The 21,729-nt window shown below is 36.9% G+C and carries 23 protein-coding genes and 1 tRNA gene; 22 read left to right on the top strand and 2 right to left on the bottom strand.

Features of this window, described 5'->3' with window-relative positions:
- Positions 1-47: 47 nt before the first annotated feature.
- Both MLD65_RS14580 and MLD65_RS14575 read right to left on the bottom strand, forming a co-directional pair.
- Positions 48-581, bottom strand: a complete 534-nt coding sequence (locus tag MLD65_RS14580; protein ID WP_243292586.1) for a DUF6944 family repetitive protein — start codon at positions 579-581, stop codon at positions 48-50.
- A 275-nt stretch (positions 582-856) separates the two neighbouring features.
- Positions 857-1,777 (bottom strand): VanW family protein, encoded by a 921-nt coding sequence (locus MLD65_RS14575; RefSeq protein ID WP_243292585.1) that lies wholly within the window; start codon positions 1,775-1,777, stop codon positions 857-859.
- A 391-nt stretch (positions 1,778-2,168) separates the two neighbouring features.
- Here MLD65_RS14575 and yabG point away from each other — a divergent pair, with 391 nt between their 5' ends.
- The 22 genes from yabG to MLD65_RS14465 all read left to right on the top strand — a co-directional run bounded on the left by yabG (position 2,169) and on the right by MLD65_RS14465 (position 21,716).
- Positions 2,169-3,050: a sporulation peptidase YabG gene (yabG, locus tag MLD65_RS14570; RefSeq protein WP_243292584.1), complete on the top strand. Its 882-nt coding sequence runs from the start codon at positions 2,169-2,171 to the stop codon at positions 3,048-3,050.
- A gap of 314 nt (positions 3,051-3,364) precedes the next feature.
- Positions 3,365-3,628, top strand: coding sequence for a biofilm formation stimulator Veg (gene veg / locus MLD65_RS14565; RefSeq protein WP_243292583.1), 264 nt, complete (start codon positions 3,365-3,367; stop codon positions 3,626-3,628).
- 327 nt (positions 3,629-3,955) lie between these two features.
- Positions 3,956-4,147, top strand: coding sequence for a small, acid-soluble spore protein, alpha/beta type (locus MLD65_RS14560; protein WP_243292582.1), 192 nt, complete (start codon positions 3,956-3,958; stop codon positions 4,145-4,147).
- Positions 4,148-4,311: 164 nt separating this feature from the next.
- Positions 4,312-5,181, top strand: coding sequence for a 4-(cytidine 5'-diphospho)-2-C-methyl-D-erythritol kinase (gene ispE, locus MLD65_RS14555; RefSeq protein WP_243292581.1), 870 nt, complete (start codon positions 4,312-4,314; stop codon positions 5,179-5,181).
- Between the two features lie 55 nt (positions 5,182-5,236).
- Positions 5,237-6,061, top strand: a complete 825-nt coding sequence (gene purR / locus MLD65_RS14550; protein ID WP_243292580.1) for a pur operon repressor — start codon at positions 5,237-5,239, stop codon at positions 6,059-6,061.
- Between the two features lie 37 nt (positions 6,062-6,098).
- On the top strand, positions 6,099-6,473 hold the full coding sequence (locus MLD65_RS14545) for a RidA family protein (protein WP_243292579.1): 375 nt from the start codon (positions 6,099-6,101) through the stop codon (positions 6,471-6,473).
- 253 nt (positions 6,474-6,726) lie between these two features.
- The gene (gene spoVG, locus MLD65_RS14540) at positions 6,727-7,017 is read left to right on the top strand and encodes a septation regulator SpoVG (RefSeq protein ID WP_243292578.1); all 291 of its coding nucleotides are present in this window, start codon (positions 6,727-6,729) and stop codon (positions 7,015-7,017) included.
- Between the two features lie 351 nt (positions 7,018-7,368).
- A complete protein-coding gene (gene glmU / locus MLD65_RS14535) occupies positions 7,369-8,748 on the top strand; it encodes a bifunctional UDP-N-acetylglucosamine diphosphorylase/glucosamine-1-phosphate N-acetyltransferase GlmU (protein ID WP_243292577.1) in 1,380 nt (459 codons plus the stop codon).
- 20 nt (positions 8,749-8,768) lie between these two features.
- The gene (locus tag MLD65_RS14530) at positions 8,769-9,722 is read left to right on the top strand and encodes a ribose-phosphate diphosphokinase (RefSeq protein WP_243292576.1); all 954 of its coding nucleotides are present in this window, start codon (positions 8,769-8,771) and stop codon (positions 9,720-9,722) included.
- A 155-nt stretch (positions 9,723-9,877) separates the two neighbouring features.
- Positions 9,878-10,504, top strand: a complete 627-nt coding sequence (locus tag MLD65_RS14525) for a 50S ribosomal protein L25/general stress protein Ctc (RefSeq protein ID WP_243292575.1) — start codon at positions 9,878-9,880, stop codon at positions 10,502-10,504.
- A 187-nt stretch (positions 10,505-10,691) separates the two neighbouring features.
- On the top strand, positions 10,692-11,249 hold the full coding sequence (gene pth / locus MLD65_RS14520) for an aminoacyl-tRNA hydrolase (RefSeq protein ID WP_243292574.1): 558 nt from the start codon (positions 10,692-10,694) through the stop codon (positions 11,247-11,249).
- 114 nt (positions 11,250-11,363) lie between these two features.
- Positions 11,364-11,594, top strand: a complete 231-nt coding sequence (gene fin / locus MLD65_RS14515; RefSeq protein ID WP_243292573.1) for an anti-sigma-F factor Fin — start codon at positions 11,364-11,366, stop codon at positions 11,592-11,594.
- A 109-nt stretch (positions 11,595-11,703) separates the two neighbouring features.
- The gene (mfd, locus tag MLD65_RS14510) at positions 11,704-15,237 is read left to right on the top strand and encodes a transcription-repair coupling factor (RefSeq protein WP_481748534.1); all 3,534 of its coding nucleotides are present in this window, start codon (positions 11,704-11,706) and stop codon (positions 15,235-15,237) included.
- Between the two features lie 192 nt (positions 15,238-15,429).
- Positions 15,430-15,966, top strand: coding sequence for a stage V sporulation protein T (spoVT, locus tag MLD65_RS14505; protein ID WP_243292572.1), 537 nt, complete (start codon positions 15,430-15,432; stop codon positions 15,964-15,966).
- 302 nt (positions 15,967-16,268) lie between these two features.
- Positions 16,269-17,843, top strand: a complete 1,575-nt coding sequence (locus MLD65_RS14500) for a putative polysaccharide biosynthesis protein (RefSeq protein ID WP_243292571.1) — start codon at positions 16,269-16,271, stop codon at positions 17,841-17,843.
- 16 nt (positions 17,844-17,859) lie between these two features.
- Complete coding sequence (yabN, locus tag MLD65_RS14495) at positions 17,860-19,338, top strand: bifunctional methyltransferase/pyrophosphohydrolase YabN (RefSeq protein WP_243292570.1); 1,479 nt, start codon at positions 17,860-17,862, stop codon at positions 19,336-19,338.
- Positions 19,335-19,598, top strand: a complete 264-nt coding sequence (locus MLD65_RS14490) for an RNA-binding S4 domain-containing protein (protein WP_243292569.1) — start codon at positions 19,335-19,337, stop codon at positions 19,596-19,598. The genes yabN and MLD65_RS14490 overlap by 4 nt, the downstream gene beginning before the upstream one ends.
- A gap of 84 nt (positions 19,599-19,682) precedes the next feature.
- A complete protein-coding gene (gene yabP, locus MLD65_RS14485) occupies positions 19,683-19,991 on the top strand; it encodes a sporulation protein YabP (protein ID WP_243292568.1) in 309 nt (102 codons plus the stop codon).
- A complete protein-coding gene (gene yabQ, locus MLD65_RS14480; RefSeq protein WP_243292567.1) occupies positions 19,988-20,626 on the top strand; it encodes a spore cortex biosynthesis protein YabQ in 639 nt (212 codons plus the stop codon). Before yabP ends, yabQ begins: the two co-directional genes overlap by 4 nt.
- A gap of 12 nt (positions 20,627-20,638) precedes the next feature.
- Positions 20,639-21,016, top strand: a complete 378-nt coding sequence (locus tag MLD65_RS14475; protein ID WP_243292566.1) for a septum formation initiator family protein — start codon at positions 20,639-20,641, stop codon at positions 21,014-21,016.
- Positions 21,017-21,107: 91 nt separating this feature from the next.
- On the top strand, positions 21,108-21,503 hold the full coding sequence (locus MLD65_RS14470) for a S1 domain-containing RNA-binding protein (RefSeq protein WP_243292565.1): 396 nt from the start codon (positions 21,108-21,110) through the stop codon (positions 21,501-21,503).
- Positions 21,504-21,639: 136 nt separating this feature from the next.
- Positions 21,640-21,716: transfer RNA gene (locus tag MLD65_RS14465), tRNA-Met, on the top strand.
- Positions 21,717-21,729 lie beyond the last annotated feature (13 nt).

Raw genomic sequence — 21,729 nt, 5'->3', positions numbered from 1 at the left:
CGACAGTGTGGCTTTTTATTCCACACTGATGGTTCGTTATACCAATATTATGATTTTAACTGACTTATGAAAGAAAGGATAGAGCCAATTGCTTGTACCCAGCTACCAATTACATTTAATTTTTGACCGTTTTTATTTTTGAGATCTATTACTCCAGAGATCGCTTGCAATGAGTTTCCAATTGTTTGAAGAAGATTTCCGTATAGGTTAAATAGTACGTCAATCGATGGTTCTTGTCCAAACGCATCAGCAAAAGATACACCACCACCTAGGGCTTGAAGCCAATTTCCTTGTATATTTAAGATTTGTTTCGTTTCTTCATCAAAATTAATAAGCAATCCTGTAATGACGGTGGAGTTTCCTATTGATTGAACAATATTTCCTATTTTATCTAATGTTACACCTTTTTCAGTATCAGCTATTAACGCATTTCCCGTTGCTTGTAGGACGTTTCCTAATAAATTAAGGTCATCTAATAGATCATCGCTAATGACGTTTGTAGGGGTGCTTCCAATAGCTGAAAGAACAGTTCCACTAGCCTGTATCCATGACCCTAATAGCGCCTTCTGATTATTTTCCATATTTTAACCGCCAAATGTTTATTCTCTTCTATAATCTATACAAAATTTGAACAGTTCGTTATGGACATTTTGTTGTTTTTTTAAAAATATCATTTTGATAAAGTTTTCAGGGATAAATGGAGTCTTCAATGTCAAGCACCTATTCCCTCGAGTCATAAAGGTGACGCCGCAAAGGCAAAAAGCACTGTTCGTCGTAAGAACATTTTTGTCTGAGGCAGATCAGACTTGCTCTTATGTTCTTTTAACGTTTATATAAGTAATGGTTTCAACCTCGGTCAATCCAAAATATGTTTATTTGTATCGACTTCACTTGGCAGTTTTTTTGGAGCGTTTGGAACTTCACGCTTCTTTTCGATGTGGATATCCTCTGATGAGTAAATATCAACAATCAATTGTCCACCGCTTACCTTTGCTTGTATTAGTAGAGGTTGGTTATGCTGATTTTTAAAAATAAAATCGGGACCATACCAGCTGACCGTGGCATCACGGTTGGGGGGGACATAAGGAACTCTTTTTGAATGAGAATAACGCTGGATGATTTGAACAGTTGCCTTGTCTACAGCATTAAATAAAGTGGAAGACACTTGGCAAATTCCTCCTCCTACTCCTTCGGTCACTTCCCCTTTTACAATGACAGGTGCGGGTAAATATCCTTTCTCAATTGTCCGCTTTCCCACTACTTGATTAAAAGAAAAACGTTCACCTGGAAAAATGACATAGTTGTTGATGGCTTTAGTAGCTAATTCGATATTGTGGGTCCGCGGATGATTTTGACTATTAAAGTATGTGATATAAGAGCTTATTCGTTTAGTTCGGATATTTGCCAGTAGCTCACTGTCAACTTTTGCATAAATTAGGTTAACAGGAATTTCCATCGAAGCAGGGCCAGTTGTAAAAAAATAAGAATAAAAGCTTGCAAGAAATTGTTTTTTATCCAATTTTTGTCCAGGTATGTCGGGGATTATTTTCCCATATTCATCAATATACGCGGCAACAGGCTCTTCATAAACTTCCTTTTCCAACTTGTTTATATACTGATTAAGCTTATTGTTGTTAATTAAATGTTTAAAGGGAGGTAAAACAAACTCATCACGAGATAGGCTGTCAACGAGATCACCTTTATGTATTAACGACAAGTGATCGGAATAACTATTAGAAAGAGGATTGAGAAGTAATAAAACAAATAATAAGTTCATAAGACACTCCTACTTTATTTTTACTATCACAATTTATTTCATTTTTTATAAAGTGTTCAAAGGTTAATCGAGTCTTTAGTGTCCAGTGAAAGCCACCTAGCCCCTTGAGTCAAAAATGTGTCACCGTAAAGGGAAAAAGCGTCTTTTCGTTGTAAGAACATATTTGACTGAGGTTGAACAAGGCGCTTTTTCCATCTTATTTTTGGTTAACGTTACTTCTCTAATAACACCTAATTGTTGGAAAAAAAGATATACCTGATTGTAAGTTGTGTCAATAGAATAAGAAGTCACCTTTTATAAAAGAATTCATAGGCTAAAGAAGAATGGATCTTAACATTTAATAGTTGGATATATCCTAAGAATGAAATTCCCCGTTTGTGGAGTGAAGAGTATGGAAATAAAAGTAGGTTCAGTTGTAGCAAGAAAATCATATAATTTCGATCTCTTATTTCGAGTTATTGAACTAAAGGAAGATAAGCGTGGTAAAACGATGGCTATATTATGTGGTCAAGATATGAGGTTAATTGCAGACGCACCACTTGAAGATTTAGTCATTGTCAATAAACAAGAAATCAATAGCAGGGAACAAATTGAGCATGATAGGATTGAACAATCGTTATATTTGTTAAAGCAAGACCATCAGCTATCACGCGAAAAACAAGAATATTATTCGACATCTGCTTATAGCTTCCAAGATCAACTATTTCATATTCCAGGTCGGGTTCTTCATATTGATGGTGACCCACTATATTTAAAAAAGTGTTTATCATTATATGAACAAATAGGTGTTCCTGTTTATGGTGTGTATTGTAAAGAAACGGAAATGCCAGAACGTGTAGGAGACTTAATTGACCAATATCGACCAGATATTCTCGTTATCACTGGCCATGATGCGTATTCGAAAAATAAAGGGAAAATTTCTGATATTCGAGCTTACCGCCATTCTTTACATTTTGTAAAAACAGTAAAAAATGCGAGAAAAAAAATACCCCATTTAGATCAGCTCGTCATTTTTGCAGGAGCTTGTCAATCTCACTTTGAATCGATTATTCGAGCAGGTGCTAATTTTGCTAGCTCGCCTTCTCGAGTCAATATTCATGCATTAGACCCAGTATATATCGTTTCAAAAATTAGTTTTACACCGTTTGTTGAGAGGGTCAATGTATGGGAAGTATTGCGGAATACATTAACGAGAGAGAAGGGGTTGGGTGGAATTGAAACACGTGGTGTATTGCGTTCTGGTATGCCATTTAATAAGCATGACGATGAGTAAATCCGCATAAAATGCGGATTTATATCTTTACAACGTAATAGGAAAACAACATTTCAACATGTGTATACTCACTTCGTGGTAAGCTTTTAACCGACTGCTTCAAGATAAAGAGCGATAGGGAGAAGGAGTTGGGCTGGATCTGAAAAAATATGGGCATACATATTTTCTTTTTACTTGGTGAAAATATTTGTAGATATTTTGGGAACGATGTAGAAAATATTTTGTTGACAATATTAAATGGATGTTGATATAATTAAAAATTTATTTGACTGTTTTTGTCAATTCGTGTATACTGGATATGTGAGGTGGTTGCGATGGGAAAAACACTGTCTGATATTAAACAAGCATTGGACTGCAATCTTGGTCGCCGTTTAACGTTAAAGGCAAACGGTGGTAGAAGAAAAACCATTGAACGATCAGGTATATTAGCAGAAACTTATCCTTCTGTATTTATAATTGAGTTAGATCAGGAGGAAAATTCTTTTGAACGAGTTTCATACAGTTATGCAGATGTGCTAACAGAAACAGTTCAACTCACGTTTTTAGATGATACAGGTATAGCTTTTGGTGGGCAGTAGACAACATGTTTGCTGCTTTTTTGTTGTGAAGTAAATTATAAAATTCCAACATGTGGACAATTTTGTTCATAGTTGGTTGCCTCTAACTCCGGGCATTAGTGGCTAGCAAACTTCCCATTTCATCCGTACGATATGTTGCCCGAGTTTCATTTATCTCCTACTGAAATGGTCCCGTTTGTACGTCGCTTTAGCGAACGGCCTGCACTTTTATTCTCTGAATATCAATTTACATTTTTTATAAATCATACATAGGTAATGAATAGAAGAAACTAAATATGCCGCGGTATACCCGTGAGGTTCTAGCTTCAATGAGGAGGGAATCTAAATATGGGCAGACGTCGAGGGATGATGTCAGAGGAGTTTAAGTATGAGCTAGCTAAAGATCTTGGTTTTTACGATACAGTCATCAATGAAGGCTGGGGATCGATTCGTGCCCGAGATGCTGGAAACATGGTGAAGCGAGCTATCGAAATGGCAGAAGAGCAGTTAGCGATCCAAAATGACGGGTTCATTAAATAACGGGTAAAAACGGCGCCGAAGCATCTTGATGCTTCGGCTTTCTTTCTGACAGATTCTCTATCCTGTATGAACAAGGTTTCAGGTTTAGAAAGGTGATATGAAATGTCTCTTTTTGTGGTACAATGTGGATACATTTGAATAGAACGTAAAAGTAGGTGAAGAAGTTGCGTATTTTAGAAAAGGCACCAGCGAAAATTAACTTATCATTGGACGTATTACATAAAAGGCCAGATGGGTACCATGAAGTGAAAATGGTTATGACTACGATTGACTTAGCTGATCGTATCGAATTACGTTCGTTAAACGATGATAAAATTCGGATTGTCTCACATAATCGATTTGTTCCAGATGACCAACGGAATTTAGCATATAAAGCGGCACAGCTGTTGAAGAGTCGTTTTCACATTAAACAAGGTGTAGACATTATGATTTCGAAATCGATTCCTGTTGCCGCTGGATTAGCTGGGGGAAGTAGTGATGCGGCAGCAACACTTAGAGGCTTGAATAAGTTATGGAATCTTGGTTTAACGTTAAAAGAACTAGCATCGTTAGGAGCTGAGATTGGGTCTGATGTTTCGTTTTGTGTGTATGGCGGCACTGCTATAGCAACTGGACGAGGCGAAATCATTAAACATATAGAGACACCGCCCCATTGTTGGGTCGTATTAGCAAAGCCGGATATCGGTGTGTCAACGGCTGATGTATACCAAAACTTAAATTTAGATGAAGTGAATCATCCAGATATAGATGGTATGGTAAAAGCCATTCAAGAACAAAACTATAATGGGATTTGCCAAAAGCTTGGTAACGTATTGGAAAGCGTCACGATGAAAATGCATCCAGAAGTAGCCGTCATAAAAGAACAAATGAAACGGTTCGGTGCAGATGCAGTGTTAATGAGCGGTAGTGGACCAACCGTTTATGGACTCATCCAGTATGAATCTAGAATACATCGTGTTTATAATGGGCTACGTGGATTTTGTGACCAAGTTTTTGCAGTCCGATTATTAGGGGAGCGAAATACTCTTGATTAAACACGAATATTAGGGTATATTTACCTTAATAACATTCGGTATTTGGAGGTAACCTATGAAATTTCGACGGAGTGGAAGACTTGTCGATATGACGTATTATTTACTAAATCATCCACACGCACTCGTTCCATTGACGTTTTTTTCTGAACGATATGAGTCGGCTAAATCTTCGATAAGTGAAGACTTAGCTATTATTAAACAAACGTTTGAACAACAGGGAATCGGTACACTATTAACCATACCAGGTGCTGCTGGTGGTGTTAAATATATTCCAGAAGTTCATAAGGATGAAGCAGAAGAGACGATTCAAACTTTATGTAAGATGATGGAAAATCCAGATCGTCTTCTTCCAGGTGGATATTTATATTTAACAGATATTTTAGGAAATCCAGATTTGATGAAACGGGTAGGACGTTTATTTGCTTCTGTATATGCAGATCGAAAAATTGATGTTGTGATGACAGTTGCAACAAAAGGAATACCGATTGCTAATGCGATTGCCCAATACTTACATGTACCTGTTGTCATTGTCAGAAGAGATAACAAAGTAACGGAAGGCTCAATGGTATCGATAAATTATGTATCTGGTTCATCAAAACGAATACAAACGATGACATTAGCTAAACGCAGTTTAGCAGAAGGATCAGAAGTATTAGTGGTTGATGATTTCATGAAAGCTGGCGGAACGATTAACGGTATGGTTAGTTTACTTGAAGAATTCCAAGCAAAAGTAGCTGGTATTGGCGTTTTAGTCGAGTCTGCTGAAGTAGATGAGCGTCTTGTGGATGAATATATTTCTTTAGTGAAATTGTCAGATGTAGATGTAAAAGAGCGAATTATTGATGTACAAGAAGGAAATTACTTTGATTTCATGAAATAAAATAGGGGAAATTAATTTATAAAGGAGTGTTAAAGAAATGAAGGTAGTTTCTACAAAGAATGCACCCGCTGCTATTGGACCTTACTCGCAAGGAATTGTTGTCAATAATTTGTTTTTTAGTTCAGGTCAAATTCCGTTAACGTCAGACGGAACTTTAGTTGAAGGGGAGATAAAAGAACAAACGCATCAAGTATTTGAGAATATTCAAGCTGTATTAGAAGAGGCTGGTGCTTCACTTGAATCTGTTGTTAAGGTAACGGCATTTTTAAAAGATATGAATGATTTTGTTGAATTTAATGAGGTTTATGGACAGTATTTCCATCATCATAAGCCAGCTCGGTCATGTGTAGAGGTGGCTCGTCTTCCGAAGGATGTATCGGTTGAAATAGAAGTTGTTGCATTAGTTAAATAAAGTGAAACTTCATTTAGTGCGAGCTTTCCCCACTAAATAGCAATCCATATGGAAACAACTCAAGGCCCTTGTGTCCTACAAGATGTAGGTTACAAGGGCCTTGTTGCACGACGTGGAGGCCTTACTCTCGTTAAGAGTGGTCATTATTTTTTTTACTTTTAAAAAAATTTATATTGAAAAAGAAGGAAAATGAAAACATTCGTTGAATAATTCATACTAAAGCTTCTCATATAGGGAAAAGGTGGTGAACAGAATGGAAGTGACTGACGTTAGATTACGCCGCGTTAATACGGAGGGCCGTATGCGTGCGATTGCATCCATCACTTTAGACAATGAGTTTGTTGTCCATGATATTCGTGTGATTGATGGAAATAACGGTCTTTTCGTGGCAATGCCGAGTAAACGTACTCCGGATGGAGAGTTTCGTGACATTGCTCACCCTATTAACTCAAATACTCGCGGGAAAATTCAAGATGCTGTTTTAACTGAATATCATCGTTTAGGTGAGTTAGAAGTCGAATTTGAAGAAGCGGGTGCTTCTTAAAATATGGAGACAAAAAAAGGGCCCTAAGTTAACCTTGGGGCTCTTTAATATTAATACTCGAATTTACAAAGTTTTCAGGAGGAAATGGATCCTTCTTTGTCCAGCGGAAGCCACCTACCCCCTCGAGGTTCAAAAAATTTTCATCCAATAAAGGAAAAGAGCGCCTTTCTTGGATGAAGAGCATTTTTTCCCGAGGGTAAGTAGATGTCTTGCGCTTTTCTTATGACAAATTTCTGAAACATTTTAAGGTAGAAAATGCGGAAATTTACGGAATCGTTCAAGTTACCTTGAAATACATAGTTATTTAAGATAAGATTTTTATGGATAAAAAGGGATATTGGAGGCCTTTCAATGGAAAATCGTTATGCGGTGATTTTAGCTGCTGGACAAGGTACACGAATGAAGTCTAAGCTTTATAAAGTATTGCACCCAGTTTGTGGGAAACCTATGGTTCAACATGTTGTGGATCAAGTGACAAAACTGGATCTTAATACAATCGTAACGATTGTCGGTCATGGGGCTGAGAAAGTTCAGTCACAGCTTGGGAGTACATGTGAGTATGCCTTACAACAAGAACAGCTAGGGACGGCACATGCTGTTATGCAAGCTGCACCTCAACTTGAAGGAAAAGAAGGGACGACAATTGTACTTTGTGGTGATACACCCCTTATTACTTCAGAAACAATTGAAGCGTTGTTAAACCATCATGCAAAAACGAATGCGAAGGCAACCATTTTAACGGCCAAAGCTGATGACCCAACAGGATATGGCCGTATCGTGCGCAATGAAGATGGGCATGTGTATAAAATTGTTGAACATAAAGATGCCAATGAAGATGAGTTAGCCATTACAGAAATTAACACAGGGACATATTGCTTTGATAACGCTTTCTTATTTGAAGCATTAAAACAAGTTTCGAATGATAATGTACAAGGTGAATATTATTTACCGGATGTTATTGAAATATTAAAAGACAATGGTGAAATTATTTCAGCTTATCAAACAGAGTGCTTTGATGAAACGTTAGGTGTGAATGATCGAGTAGCACTTTCTCGTGCTGAAAAAATAATGAAACGCCGTATTAATGAAAAACATATGAGAAATGGTGTTTCGATTATCGACCCAGAAAATACTTATATTTCCGTTGAAGCACAAATTGGGCGTGACACCGTTATCAATCCAGGTACGATGATTATAGGTCGAACGGTTATTGGTGAAGATTGTGAAATCGGGCCAAATTCTGAAATTAAAGATTGTCATATTGGTGATAGTACGGCGATTCGTCAGTCTGTCGCTCATGATAGCAAAATAGGTGACAACGTAAAAATTGGACCATTTGCTCACATTCGTCCTGAATCAAACATTCTTGATGATGTGAAAGTTGGAAACTTTGTCGAGATTAAAAAATCTTCGATGGGTAAAGGAAGTAAAGCATCGCATTTAAGTTACATTGGCGATGCTGAAGTCGGTGCCGATGTCAACCTTGGTTGTGGCTCTATAACTGTTAATTATGACGGAAAGAATAAGTACTTAACTAAAATTGAAGATGGAGCATTTATCGGGTGTAACTCGAACTTAATCGCTCCAGTTACGGTAGGAACAGGTGCTTATGTAGCAGCTGGTTCTACAATCACTGAAGATGTGCCAGGTGAAGCTTTATCCATTGCCCGTGCTCGTCAAGTGAACAAGGAAAATTATTCAAGTAAATTGAAAATGAACAATAATTCCTAAAATTTGGAGGTCCCTATATCATGTCAAATCGTTACGGAGATAAAAGTTTAAAAATCTTTGCATTAAACTCAAACTACGACCTTGCTAAACAAATTGCAGAAGTTGTGGGTGTTGATCTTGGAAAATGTTCTGTTACCCGTTTTAGCGATGGGGAAATACAAATTAACATTGAAGAGAGTATTCGTGGGTGTGATGTATATGTCATTCAGTCAACGAGTGCCCCTGTGAATGAACATTTAATGGAATTATTAATTATGGTAGATGCATTAAAACGTGCTTCTGCTAAACGAATTAATATTGTCATGCCTTATTATGGGTATGCGAGACAAGATCGTAAGGCACGTGCCAGAGAGCCGATTACAGCGAAGCTTGTTGCAAACTTATTAGAAACATCTGGAGCTACTCGTGTTATTACACTTGATCTTCATGCTCCGCAGATTCAAGGTTTCTTTGATATTCCAATTGATCACTTAATGGGTGTGCCTATTTTAGGAGACTATTTCCAAGGGAAAAATTTTGATGATATTGTCATCGTTTCACCTGACCATGGTGGAGTTACGCGTGCACGTAAGTTAGCAGATCGCTTAAAAGCGCCGATTGCAATTATTGATAAGCGCCGTCCACGTCCGAATGTTGCTGAAGTTATGAACATTGTTGGTAACATTGAGGGGAAAACAGCTATCTTGATTGATGATATTATCGATACAGCTGGAACGATTACACTTGCTGCTAATGCCTTAGTGGAAAACGGTGCAAAAGAGGTATATGCGTGCTGTACGCACCCTGTATTATCTGGACCAGCTATCGATCGGATTCATAATTCAACAATTAAAGAACTTGTTGTAACGAATTCAATTGCATTACCAGAAGAAAAGAAAATAGAAAAGCTTATTCAGCTTTCTGTTGCTCCACTTATAGGTGAAGCGATTATCCGTGTTCATGAAGAACAATCTGTTAGCACGTTGTTTGATTAATCCGTCCATTTGTTTTTTGTCTTGAAAAATTATGGCATGTTTAGACCCGATATTGAATGGGAATCAATGTAACTAGAGATACTTTAGTTATGGATATACATGATGGAGTAAAACATAATACTTCATTCGAAAGTTAAGTTAGAAAGGGGATAAACATGTCAGCTCAATTACGTGCAGAAGAGAGGTCAATCTTTTCCAATTCAGCAAGACGTGAAATTCGAGAGCAAGGTCATATTCCAGCAGTGATTTATGGAAAGAGTGTAGAAAGTACGTCGATCTCCTTAGATGGAATTGAATTTATTAAGACGTTAAAGCAACATGGAAGGAATGCCATCATCAATATTTCTCTCGGCGACCAGAAACATGCTGTAATGGTCAACGAAATTCAGCAAGACCCTTTAAAAGGAGTTATTCTTCATGCAGATTTGCATGTGGTGAATATGAATGAAGAAGTGGATGTGGATGTCCAAATTCAGTTAATTGGTGAAGCACAAGGAGTAAAGGATGGAGGAGTTTTACAACAACCTTTACATCAAGTAAAGCTCCGCGCTAAACCTGGAGAAATACCAACGACCATAGAAGTTGACGTTACGAACTTAGGAGTTAATGAAGTGTTACATGTTAAAGATATTCCTCTCAATAGTCAAATGGAAATTTTAGATGATGAAGAGGAAGTCGTTGTTTCCATACTACCTCCAAAGCAAGAGGAGGAAATTAATCCTGGGGAAGAGCAAGAGTCTGGCGAGCCTGAGTCTGTAGAGGGAAGAGAAACAAACGAATAAGAACACGTAAGACGTAACCGATAGTAGGTTACGTCTTAGTTTGTAGAAAAAACCATACGAAATCCATATAAGGCATTGAAAACAGAAGAAATTAGTGTTGCAGGAGTCGAGCTATTATTAACAATTTGCGAAAAAAGCTATATAGTTAAAAAGTAAGCCTACATCTTTTTGAAAAGGGGGATCGAACATGAAAGTGATGGTAGGACTTGGAAATCCAGGGAAAAGATATGAAAACACCCGTCATAATGTAGGGTTTATGGTTATTGATGAGTTAGCTAAACGATTGAGTATAAACGTTGACCAGTCAAAGTTTAATGGCTTATATGGAATAGGGCATGTTTCAGGTGAGCGGGTCATATTATTAAAACCTATGACATATATGAATTTATCAGGGGAATGCGTTCGCCCTTTGATGGATTATTATAAGGTTGCAATCGAAGATTTAGTTGCCATTTACGATGATTTAGATTTACCAGTTGGAAAAGTTCGCCTCCGACAAAAGGGGAGTGCTGGTGGGCATAACGGCATTAAATCAATGATTCAACATTTAGGAACTCAGCAATTTAAGCGAGTTAGAATCGGCATTGATCGGCCGAAAGATGGAATGAAAGTTTCTGATTATGTATTAGGAAATTTTCATGCTGAGGAACGCGATGGTATTCAACAGGCCATACAACATTCAACAGATGCTTGTGAAAAATGGATTGAAAAACCATTTTTAGATGTGATGAATGAGTTTAACTAAAAGTATAAAGATCCTTCTAGCTGTTCATAATAAGTAATACGTTTATGATCAATGTAACATTTCTTGATATGAATGTGTTACGATTATGATATGCACAGGAGGCTTACACATAAAATGGCATTACTCTATTATTGCCGACATTGTGGTGTGAAAGTAGGGAGTATAGAAAATCAATCCTTACATAGTCATCAACTTGGGTTTCATCAATTAACGGTTGATGAACGAAATGAAATGATTGAATATCAAAATAATGGAGACCTTCATATTAAAACGATATGTGAAGACTGCCAAGAAGCACTTCAACGTAATCCAGATTATTATGGATTAGATACATTTATACAATAAGCGCTTTGGAATAGGTTTCATTCCAAAGCATTTTTCTATTTTCTTTTCATAGAAAGGAATAAGATTAAAATGAATAAGTTGAACCGGATTTGAGAGGGGGGGAAAGGACTTGCAAAGTTTAAGACAATATTTTTATGCACAGGACGATTTTAAAACGGTGATGACAGGTATTGAAGAAGGGTTAAAAGAGCAGTTAGTTGCAGGTTTATCGGGATCTGCGAGATCTTTATTTATCTCTTCCTTGTTTAAAGATTCAGGCAAGCCCGTTTTGGTTATTACACATAATCTTTTGCAAGCACAAAAAATATTTGAAGATTTAACGAATATATTAGATGGAGAAAGCGTTTACTTATATCCAGTCAACGAGTTAATTGCCTCTGAAATTGCTGTTGCAAGTCCAGAGTTAAAAGCGCAAAGAATTGAAGTGTTAAACAAGTTGATGAATGAAGAAAGGTCGGTTGTTGTCGCTCCAATAGCTGCATTACGGAGAATGCTACCACCAAAAGAATTATGGAAGCGATGTCAGATTGAAATGAAAATAGGCGATGACGTTCATTTAGATTCTTATCTTCCAACATTACGTTTAATGGGCTATGAACGTGTACCGATGGTATCGGCTCCAGGGGAGTTTAGTGTACGCGGTGGAATCGTTGACATTTATCCGTTAACAGAGGAATACCCTGTTCGAATTGAATTGTTTGATACAGAGGTGGATTCCATTCGTACATTTGATTTAGAAAGTCAACGTTCCATATCGATGCTCGAAACGCTTTCAATTGGACCAGCTGAGGAATTGCTATTAGACCAAGAGCATATTCATGTCGGTGTTGAACGAATTGAACAAGCGCTGGCTAGTAGTTTAAAGAAACTGAAAAAAGATAAACAAAAAGAATTATTATTAGAAAATACTCAATATGATCTCGAAAAGCTTAAAAGCTCACAAATTGAACAAGGGTTTGTTAAGTATCTTTCATTTTTTTATAATGAACCTGCTAGTTTACTAGACTATTTCCCATCCCAATCGATTATTACCCTTGATGAAGTTAGTCGAATTCATGAGATGGTGACCCATCTAGAAAATGAAGAGGCAGAATGGATTACATCGTTATTGGAAGAAGGGAACATTGTTCACGAAGCACAAATATCTCATTCATTCGAAAAGTTAATGAATGAAACGGATTTTCCGATTATTTACTTATCGTTATTTTTACGTCATGTGCAACGCACGAATCCACAAAATTTAGTTAATATATCATGTAAGCAGATGCAAAGCTTTCACGGGCAAATGCACGTATTAAAGAGCGAGATGGATCGGTGGGAGAAATCAGATTATACTGTTGTGTTTTTAGGTGCAAATGAAGACCGAGTACAAAAGCTTGAAAATGTCCTTCGTGATTATAATATTGAAGCAAATATAGCGAAACGGGACGATATTTTAACTAAAGGTAAACGTTATATTTTGGAAGGCGATTTACAAACAGGCTTTGAATTGCCAATGCAAAAAATAGCGGTTGTTACAGAAGAAGAATTATTTAAAAAACGTGTAAAAAGAAGGAGTCAAAAGCAAAAGCTTTCGAATGCAGAAAGAATTAAAAGTTATTCGGAACTAGAAGTTGGCGACCATGTTGTTCATGTTAATCATGGTATCGGTAAATATCTTGGGATTGAAACATTGGAGATTAATGGTGTTCACAAAGATTATTTACATATTCGCTATCAAGGCAGCGATAAGCTATATGTGCCAGTAGAACAAATTGATCAAGTTCAAAAATATGTAGGTTCTGAAGGGAAAGAGCCGAAAATTTATAAATTGGGCGGAAACGAATGGAAGCGTGTAAAGAAAAAGGTTGAATCCTCTGTTCAAGATATTGCCGATGATTTAATTAAACTTCATGCAGAGAGAGAAGCTAGCAAAGGATATGCCTTTAGTCCGGATGATGAAATGCAACGTGAATTTGAAGCTGCGTTCCCATATCAAGAGACAGAAGATCAATTACGTTCCATTCAAGAAATTAAAAAAGATATGGAACGGGAAAGGCCGATGGATCGCCTCCTTTGTGGTGATGTTGGCTATGGGAAGACAGAGGTGGCAATTCGGGCGGCATTTAAAGCGATTACAGATCAAAAACAAGTGGCGTTTCTTGTTCCAACAACCATTCTTGCTCAACAGCATTTTGAGACCATTCGTGAAAGGTTCCAAGACTATCCGATTAACATCGGTTTATTAAGTCGTTTCCGGACAAGAAAAGAACAAAATGAAACGATTAAAGGATTAAAAAATGGAACAATTGATATTGTTATCGGAACACATCGTCTATTGTCAAAGGATATTGATTTTAAAGATTTAGGCCTCTTGATTATTGATGAGGAGCAGCGGTTTGGTGTAACACATAAAGAAAAAATTAAACAAATGAAAGCAAATGTTGATGTGTTAACATTAACGGCGACGCCAATACCAAGAACATTGCATATGTCGATGTTAGGTGTTCGCGATTTATCCGTTATTGAAACACCACCAGAAAATCGTTTTCCAGTTCAAACATATGTTGTTGAATATAATGGGGCGCTTGTTAGAGAAGCGATCGAACGTGAACTAGCAAGGGGAGGACAAGTTTATTTCTTATATAATCGCGTAGAAGATATTGATCGGAAAGCAGAGGAAATATCGATGCTTGTTCCAGATGCTAAGGTTACTTATGCTCATGGGAAAATGACAGAAAACGAGTTAGAGTCGGTCATGCTCAACTTTTTGGAGGGGCAATCTGATGTTCTTGTCAGTACAACCATTATTGAAACGGGTGTTGATATCCCGAATGTAAACACGCTCATTGTCCATGATGCTGATCGAATGGGGCTTTCCCAGTTGTATCAGCTAAGGGGTCGTGTTGGCCGTTCAAATCGTGTAGCTTATGCTTATTTTACGTATCGAAAAGATAAGGTCTTGTCTGAAGTAGCTGAAAAAAGATTACAAGCGATTAAAGAGTTTACAGAGCTTGGTTCTGGTTTTAAGATTGCAATGCGTGATTTATCCATTCGAGGAGCAGGAAATTTATTGGGTCCTCAACAACATGGTTTTATTGATTCTGTTGGATTTGATTTATATTCGCAAATGTTGAAAGAGGCTATTGAGTCACGTAAAGGTGACATATCAAAAGAAGCAACGGTTCATGTGGAAATTGACCTTGAAATTGATGCATATTTACCGCAAAGCTATATTTCAGATGGACGTCAAAAGATTGACATGTATAAACGATTTAGAGGTGTGGAAACTTCTGATGATCTAGCGGAACTACAAGAAGAAATGATCGACCGCTTCGGTGAGTATCCAGAGGAAGTTGAGTACTTAATCATGGCAACTCATATTAAAGTACTTGCGAATAGGGAAAAAGTCATTCAAGTAAAACAAACGAAAGACGAAGTGGCAATTCTTATATCTGAAGAAGCAAGTAATAATATTGATGGACAAAAATTGTTTGAGTTAAGCAATAAGTTTGGCCGAGACGTTGGTCTCGGAATGGATGGTAATTGTTTAAAGTTAACATTACAAATTAAAAAGATGGATACGAAACAATGGCTATCGGTTATAGCAAAGCTGTTAGATGGGTTAGCCAATGTTAAAAAAGAAGAAGTTTCTGCAAGTTAAGGGGTTAATTTTGTCGTCATTTGGAAAACATGGTAAGGGGATATTAAGCTATTTTGGAAAAAATCACTTTCATCGCGTATATTACTTGACGTAAGAAGGATACTAATGTCAACAATGGTGGTTGTTACAAAATTGTGAACAAAAAACAATCATTACGTTACTAATCATCAGATGAAAGTGAGGCATCATTAGATGAAAGCAACTGGTATCGTTCGTCGTATTGATGATTTAGGTCGCGTCGTTATTCCAAAAGAGATTCGCCGAACGCTTCGCATTCGGGAAGGAGATCCACTGGAAATATTCGTCGATCGTGATGGAGAAGTTATTTTAAAAAAATATTCCCCTATTAGTGAATTAAGTGATTTTGCAAGAGAGTACGCGGATGCTCTTTTCGATAGCCTTGGTCACCCTGTACTTATTTGTGATCGAGATGCTTTCATAGCTGTTTCTGGAATTTCAAAGAAAGAGTACTTAAATAAAAACATTAGTGAAGTTGTTGAGCGTGTCATGGAGGACCGGAGCTCGTCATTACAAACAGAAGAGAATGAAGTTGAGTTTGTAGATGGATTAAAGGAATCTGTCCGCTCTTATACAGTTGGACCTATCATTGCAAACGGAGACCCAATTGGAGCCGTTGTTATATTTTCAAAAGATGATTCAATTGGAGAGGTTGAACATAAGGCTGTTGAAACGGCTGCAGGGTTTTTAGCTAGACAAATGGAACAGTAAAAAACGTTAGTCCAAATGGTTTGGTAAGAGAAAAAAGCGGAAATAATCTATACCATTATGCTGTTGCAAGTATGGTCAAAGTAAAAAGGGTAGTCCCTGATTAGTTGGGATTACCCTTTTTATAGTATCACCCAGAATTTTTTGATAAAGAATTCAGTGGTGAATGGGGCCTTCGTTGTCCAGCGAAAGCCCTGCACTTTTGTTCTATGCCTAAACGAAAGAGTACTGCAGAATCAATTAAATTCTTATGGTATAATAAATTGGAATTAACATCTTTAGGTATTTTCTGGAAGGTGGCGGCAATGAACGTCCGACATAATAAATTGAATGTGATTGTTCTACATGGAGCGTTTATTTTAACACTTGCAGCAGTGATTACAAAAATATTAAGTGCTGTTTATCGAGTGCCATTTCAAAATATTGTTGGAGATATTGGGTTTTATATTTATCAACAAGTATATCCTTTTTATGGGATTGCCATTATATTATCGACTACTGGTTTCCCGGTGATGATTTCAAAGCTTGTTCATGATACAGACGAAAATCATCAACAGTACGTATACAAAGTATTAAAAATAACTTCATTTTATTTACTTGTTACGAGTTTTTTAGCCTTTTTATTATTGTATTTTGGTTCTTCTACGATTGCAACATGGATGGGTGATCGTAACCTTACCGTATTATTAAAAGTGATTTCCCTTGCTTTTTTAACATTGCCTTTCGTATCTATTTTACGGGGATACTTTCAAAGTCAACATGTGATGCAGCCAACCGCAATTTCTCAAGTAGTGGAACAAACGATACGCGTTGTAACGATCCTTGTCGTTTCGTATCTTTTTGTTACGAATGGGTTTGATCTTTATTTAACTGGAGCAGGAGCCATATTTGGATCTTTATTAGGTAGTATCGGAGCATTTTTTGTTTTATTCGCTTATTGGCAAAAAGGGAATTCTATAAAAAAAATGAATGTTTCTGTGTCAAAAGAGGAAGTTCGTGTTCTCTTGAAGCGGTTAATTATATATAGTGTGACGATATGTATGACAAGTATGCTACTCATCTTTATTCAAATGGTGGATTCGTTTAATTTGTATAGTTTACTTGTTGCGAACGGTTTAAGTGAAAACGAGGCCAAAATAGCAAAAGGAATCTATGATCGTGGGCAACCACTTTTGCAGTTAGGAACAATTGTTGCTACATCGCTAGCGTTATCCCTCGTTCCTGCAATGGTCCAAGCGATGAAAAGAAGCCGGAATAATGTTCAAAAGTACATTGATTTAACATATAAGGTATGTTTTTCTTTGGCTATTGCAGCAACAGCAGGAATTGTTGCCATTATGGAACCGTTGAATGTCATGTTGTTCTCTGATAGCAATGGATCTAACGTTTTAGCTATATATTGTTTATCTATTTTATTTAGCTCCATTGCTATTGTGACAAGTGGGATATTGCAAGGATTAGATAGAGCGACGTTGCCAGCGCTGACCGTTTTAGCAGGAGTTATTGTAAAGTGGATCTTTAATACTAGTTTAATCCCCTTTTTCGGTACGATGGGGGCAGCGGTAGCTACAGTCATCGCCTATTTAGTTGTCGCATTTTTAAACATGTATTTGATTTGGAAACAGAAATTTCTTATTTTGCCGTATCGGTCAATGGTGAAAATCGTATTCATTGCATTTGGAATGTTTTTTTTGATTCAATTATATCAATATATTTTTTTCTACTCCGTGCACGGGGATGAACGTATCATTTCAACCATACAGGTGTTAACGTCGGTAGCTATTGGGGCAACCACTTATTTACTTACACTTTACCAATCCAATGTTTTTCATAAGGAGGAATGGGCGTTTCTTTTATCTAAAAAAACAATAAAAAAGTAAGGAAAGAGGGATATGTTTGGCGAAAATTACGGTTGTAGGACTAGGTGCAGGAGATCTTGAACAACTGCCATTTGGAATATATCAAATATTAACGGAAAAAAGCACACCTTTATTTTTACGTACGAAGCATCATCCTGTTGTAGAACAGTTAGCGGGACAAATAGGTTTTTATCACTCTTTTGATGATATATATGAAAAAAATCTTCAATTTGAACAAGTATATGAAGAGATTGAGGCTCAATTAATGACGGAAGCACGTGAAAATGGACATATTATTTACGCTGTTCCGGGACATCCATTCGTAGCAGAAAAAACGGTCCAATTATTAGTTGAAAAACATCATCAAGGAGAAATCGAAGTGGAGATAAAAGGTGGTCAATCCTTTATTGACGCAATGTTAACAACACTTGAAATAGACCCCATTCAAGGGCTTCAATTTGTAGATGCACTCGATTTACACCGTCATCAGCTCGTGTACAAGCAACATATTTTAATTTGCCAAGTGTATGATCAAATGGTTGCATCTGAAGTGAAATTAACATTGATGGAAGACCTTCCGTATGACTATGAAGTAGTGGTTGTCACTGCTGCAGGAAGTCAACATGAAGAGGTAAGAAAAGTTCCACTTTATAAATTAGATCGTCATGTTCAACTAAACAATTTAACAAGTATTTACATACCGCCTGTAAAAGATGAACAAAATTTGTATCATCAATTTTCAACACTACGGTCTGTCATTGCAGAGCTTAGGGGGCCGAATGGATGCCCGTGGGATAAAGAGCAAACACATGAAACGTTAAAAGCATATTTAATTGAAGAGTGCTATGAGTTGCTGGAGGCTATTGACGAAAAAGATATCGATCATATGATCGAAGAGCTTGGTGATGTATTGTTGCAAATTATGCTTCACTCCCAAATCGGTGAAGATGATGGCTTATTTAGCATTGACGACGTTATCCGTGAACTAACAAGTAAAATGATTCGCCGTCATCCTCATGTCTTTGGCAATATTGACGTTAGGAATGCAGATGAAGTTGTGACAAACTGGGAAGCCATTAAAAAGAATGAGAAAACAGAAAAACAGCCTTCCATCCTTGATTCGGTGGCTAAATCGCTTCCGGCCTTATCAAAATCATATAAGCTTCAAAAGAAAGCAGCAAAAGTCGGCTTTGATTGGCCAAATGTGAAAGAAGCTTGGCAAAAGGTTCGTGAAGAATTGACAGAGTTTGAAGAGGAGCTAACAAGTTCTTTGCGAAATCAGCGTGAGATTGAGCAAGAGTTTGGCGATATTATATTTGCGCTCGTTAATATAGGGCGTTTTTATGATATAGAACCAGAAGCGGCTCTTACGATGACAAATCAAAAGTTTTACAAAAGGTTTCAGTACATCGAGGAAAAAGTGAGAGCGATTGGCAAAGAGCTTCAGAATGTGTCTTTAGAAGAAATGGATCAATATTGGGAAGAAGCAAAACGTCTGGAGGAGGAACAACATTGAGGCTAGATAAGTTTTTAAAAGTATCGAGATTAATTAAACGAAGAACGTTAGCAAAGGAAGTGGCTGATCAAGGACGAATATTGATCAACGGCCAAGTAGCTAAAGCAGGCTCAAATGTAAAAGTCGGCGATGAAATTTCTATTCAATTTGGACAAAAAGTACTGACGGTTCAAATTGAATCATTAAGAGAAACTGCCAAAAAAGATGAAGCTACAGAATTATATCGTGTTGTAAAAGAAGAAAAAATCACCGCTGAATAAGGCTTGTTCTAAACAGATCTCCCCTTTCATACACATGTAGAAGAAACAGCGATTTGATTAATGAATGTGGGGGATGATCTAATCATGAACCAAAATTATGATGGGAACCATTCACATAAACAAGTGGTGCAAGAGCATGATGTAATGATGAGAGGGAGAAAGTTTCTAGATATTACAGGTGTTAAACAGGTGGAAAGTTTTGACAATAAAGAGTTTCTGTTAGATACCGTCATGGGCCCTTTATCTATTCGCGGTGATAATTTACAGATGAAAAACTTAGACGTAGAAAAAGGCATTGTATCGATTAAGGGAAGAAGAATTTATGATCTCGTATATTTGGATGATCATAACGGGGAGAAAGCTAAAGGGTTCTTTAGCAAGTTGTTTAAATGACCTTAACGACACAATTTTATACAATGCTTGCGATGATTGGGATGGGAAGCTTTTTAGGAGCATCTCTAGATACGTATAGACATTTTTTAAATAGACAGGAAATGATGAGATGGGTCGTTTTTATAAACGACCTTATCTTCTGGATCGTACAAGGCCTTCTTACCTTTTATGTATTATTAATTGTTAATGAAGGGATTCTGCGATTTTATATTTTTTTAGCTATTTTATGTGGTTTTGCAGCCTATCAAAGCCTTTTTCGCAAGTTTTATTTAAAGAGTCTTTACTTTTTTATTCATTTCATTACATCTATCTATCATTTTTTTCGAAAAATGGTTCAATTATTTATTTTAAAACCGATAACAGTTATAGTTAGTTTGATGATTACAATGATGACAGGTCTTCTTCTTTTTTTGTGGAGAATGATCAAATGGACTTCACAAATCATTTGGAAATTATGTAAAATTTTATTAGCTCCGCTATTTTGGATATTAAAGCAGCTATGGGGGCTGTTTCCAAGCTCACTTCGTATATTTGTAAAAAAAAATTTCGTAAATATAAGAGGATTTTTCTACAAAGTCAAGAAGTTAATTGGTAACCTTTATCGTTTTTGGAATGATTTTTTTCATAAAAAATAAGGAGGGTTGAGAATGGGTGCTGAGAGAAAGCAAAAGATTGCCCGCATCGAATCTGATTATGTTGTGCAGCAGGAAAAGAAAGAGCTCTTGAAAAAGAAGCGAAAAAAAGGTTTGGTAAGGAGACTCGCTGTTCTTACTCTTATTATGCTTGTATCTTTTGCGATTATCACAACGAAATTAATTTCTCAAGCCTTAGCAATAGATGAAAAGATTGAAGAGAAGCAAGAGCTTAAAGAAGAACTTTCCAATTTGCAACAAGAACAAAAACAGCTTGAAGAGGAAATTAAGAAATTAAATGATGATGAGTATATAAAGAAACTTGCACGTCGTGATTACTTCCTTTCCGATGAAGGAGAAATCATTTTTAATATTCCAGATGATGTAAACTAGTCATGATATTGACCCCTCGATATTAATTTTGTATAATTGAGTAAATTATCTTAATTTATTTTTGAATGATTTAAGGAGGAGCATTTTTTTTATGTCGATTGAAGTTGGCAGCAAGTTACAAGGCAAAGTAACAGGCATTACTAAATTTGGAGCATTTGTGGAGCTGCCAGGAGGCTCAACAGGTTTAGTTCATATTAGTGAGGTTGCAGATAATTACGTAAAGGACATTAATGAACATTTAAAAGTTGGCGATCAAGTTGAAGTGAAAGTCATAAACGTAGAAAAAGATGGGAAAATTGGTCTTTCTATTAAAAAAGCGAAAAATCGTCCTGAGCGTTCTGAACGTCCGAAAAGAAATGATTTCCGTTCGAAGGAAAGCTTTGAACAAAAGATGAATCGTTTCTTAAAAGATAGCGAGGATAGACTCGCTTCACTTCGTCGTCATACTGAGTCAAGACGTGGCGGAAGAGGGGCAAGAAGAGGATAAACTTGCTGCTGTTTTACTATAGATGAAGGGTATCACCCAGGGGAGATAAGCCTCTGGGTGTTTCTTTAAAAAATAAATTTTTCTATTGACGAATGTGATAGAGATATGTATTATATAATATGTGCTTGTTAGAGAAGGCGGCGTAGCTCAGCTGGCTAGAGCGTACGGTTCATACCCGTGAGGTCGGGGGTTCGATCCCCTCCGCCGCCACCATCTTTATAGTGGC

It is taken from the genome of Bacillus sp. FJAT-47783 (genome assembly GCF_022808615.1).
Classification (GTDB): Bacteria; Bacillota; Bacilli; order Bacillales; family Aeribacillaceae; genus Bacillus_BZ.
Note: the sequence above shows the minus strand (reverse complement) of the source record. Positions and strands in the feature narration are given on the sequence as shown.

Bases quoted from the DNA above. Each gene is read 5' to 3' on its own strand.
- MLD65_RS14575 (WP_243292585.1), bottom strand. From the start codon at position 1,777: ATGAACTTATTATTTGTTTTATTACTTCTCAATCCTCTTTCTAATAGT.
- spoVG (WP_243292578.1), top strand. From the start codon at position 6,727: ATGGAAGTGACTGACGTTAGATTACGCCGCGTTAATACGGAGGGCCGT.
- fin (WP_243292573.1), top strand. From the start codon at position 11,364: ATGGCATTACTCTATTATTGCCGACATTGTGGTGTGAAAGTAGGGAGT.
- yabP (WP_243292568.1), top strand. From the start codon at position 19,683: ATGAACCAAAATTATGATGGGAACCATTCACATAAACAAGTGGTGCAA.
- MLD65_RS14560 (WP_243292582.1), top strand. From the start codon at position 3,956: ATGGGCAGACGTCGAGGGATGATGTCAGAGGAGTTTAAGTATGAGCTA.
- MLD65_RS14580 (WP_243292586.1), bottom strand. From the start codon at position 581: ATGGAAAATAATCAGAAGGCGCTATTAGGGTCATGGATACAGGCTAGT.
- yabG (WP_243292584.1), top strand. From the start codon at position 2,169: ATGGAAATAAAAGTAGGTTCAGTTGTAGCAAGAAAATCATATAATTTC.
- MLD65_RS14470 (WP_243292565.1), top strand. From the start codon at position 21,108: ATGTCGATTGAAGTTGGCAGCAAGTTACAAGGCAAAGTAACAGGCATT.
- yabQ (WP_243292567.1), top strand. From the start codon at position 19,988: ATGACCTTAACGACACAATTTTATACAATGCTTGCGATGATTGGGATG.
- MLD65_RS14500 (WP_243292571.1), top strand. From the start codon at position 16,269: ATGAACGTCCGACATAATAAATTGAATGTGATTGTTCTACATGGAGCG.
- veg (WP_243292583.1), top strand. From the start codon at position 3,365: ATGGGAAAAACACTGTCTGATATTAAACAAGCATTGGACTGCAATCTT.
- MLD65_RS14525 (WP_243292575.1), top strand. From the start codon at position 9,878: ATGTCAGCTCAATTACGTGCAGAAGAGAGGTCAATCTTTTCCAATTCA.
- MLD65_RS14530 (WP_243292576.1), top strand. From the start codon at position 8,769: ATGTCAAATCGTTACGGAGATAAAAGTTTAAAAATCTTTGCATTAAAC.
- MLD65_RS14475 (WP_243292566.1), top strand. From the start codon at position 20,639: ATGGGTGCTGAGAGAAAGCAAAAGATTGCCCGCATCGAATCTGATTAT.
- spoVT (WP_243292572.1), top strand. From the start codon at position 15,430: ATGAAAGCAACTGGTATCGTTCGTCGTATTGATGATTTAGGTCGCGTC.
- pth (WP_243292574.1), top strand. From the start codon at position 10,692: ATGAAAGTGATGGTAGGACTTGGAAATCCAGGGAAAAGATATGAAAAC.
- glmU (WP_243292577.1), top strand. From the start codon at position 7,369: ATGGAAAATCGTTATGCGGTGATTTTAGCTGCTGGACAAGGTACACGA.
- purR (WP_243292580.1), top strand. From the start codon at position 5,237: ATGAAATTTCGACGGAGTGGAAGACTTGTCGATATGACGTATTATTTA.
- MLD65_RS14545 (WP_243292579.1), top strand. From the start codon at position 6,099: ATGAAGGTAGTTTCTACAAAGAATGCACCCGCTGCTATTGGACCTTAC.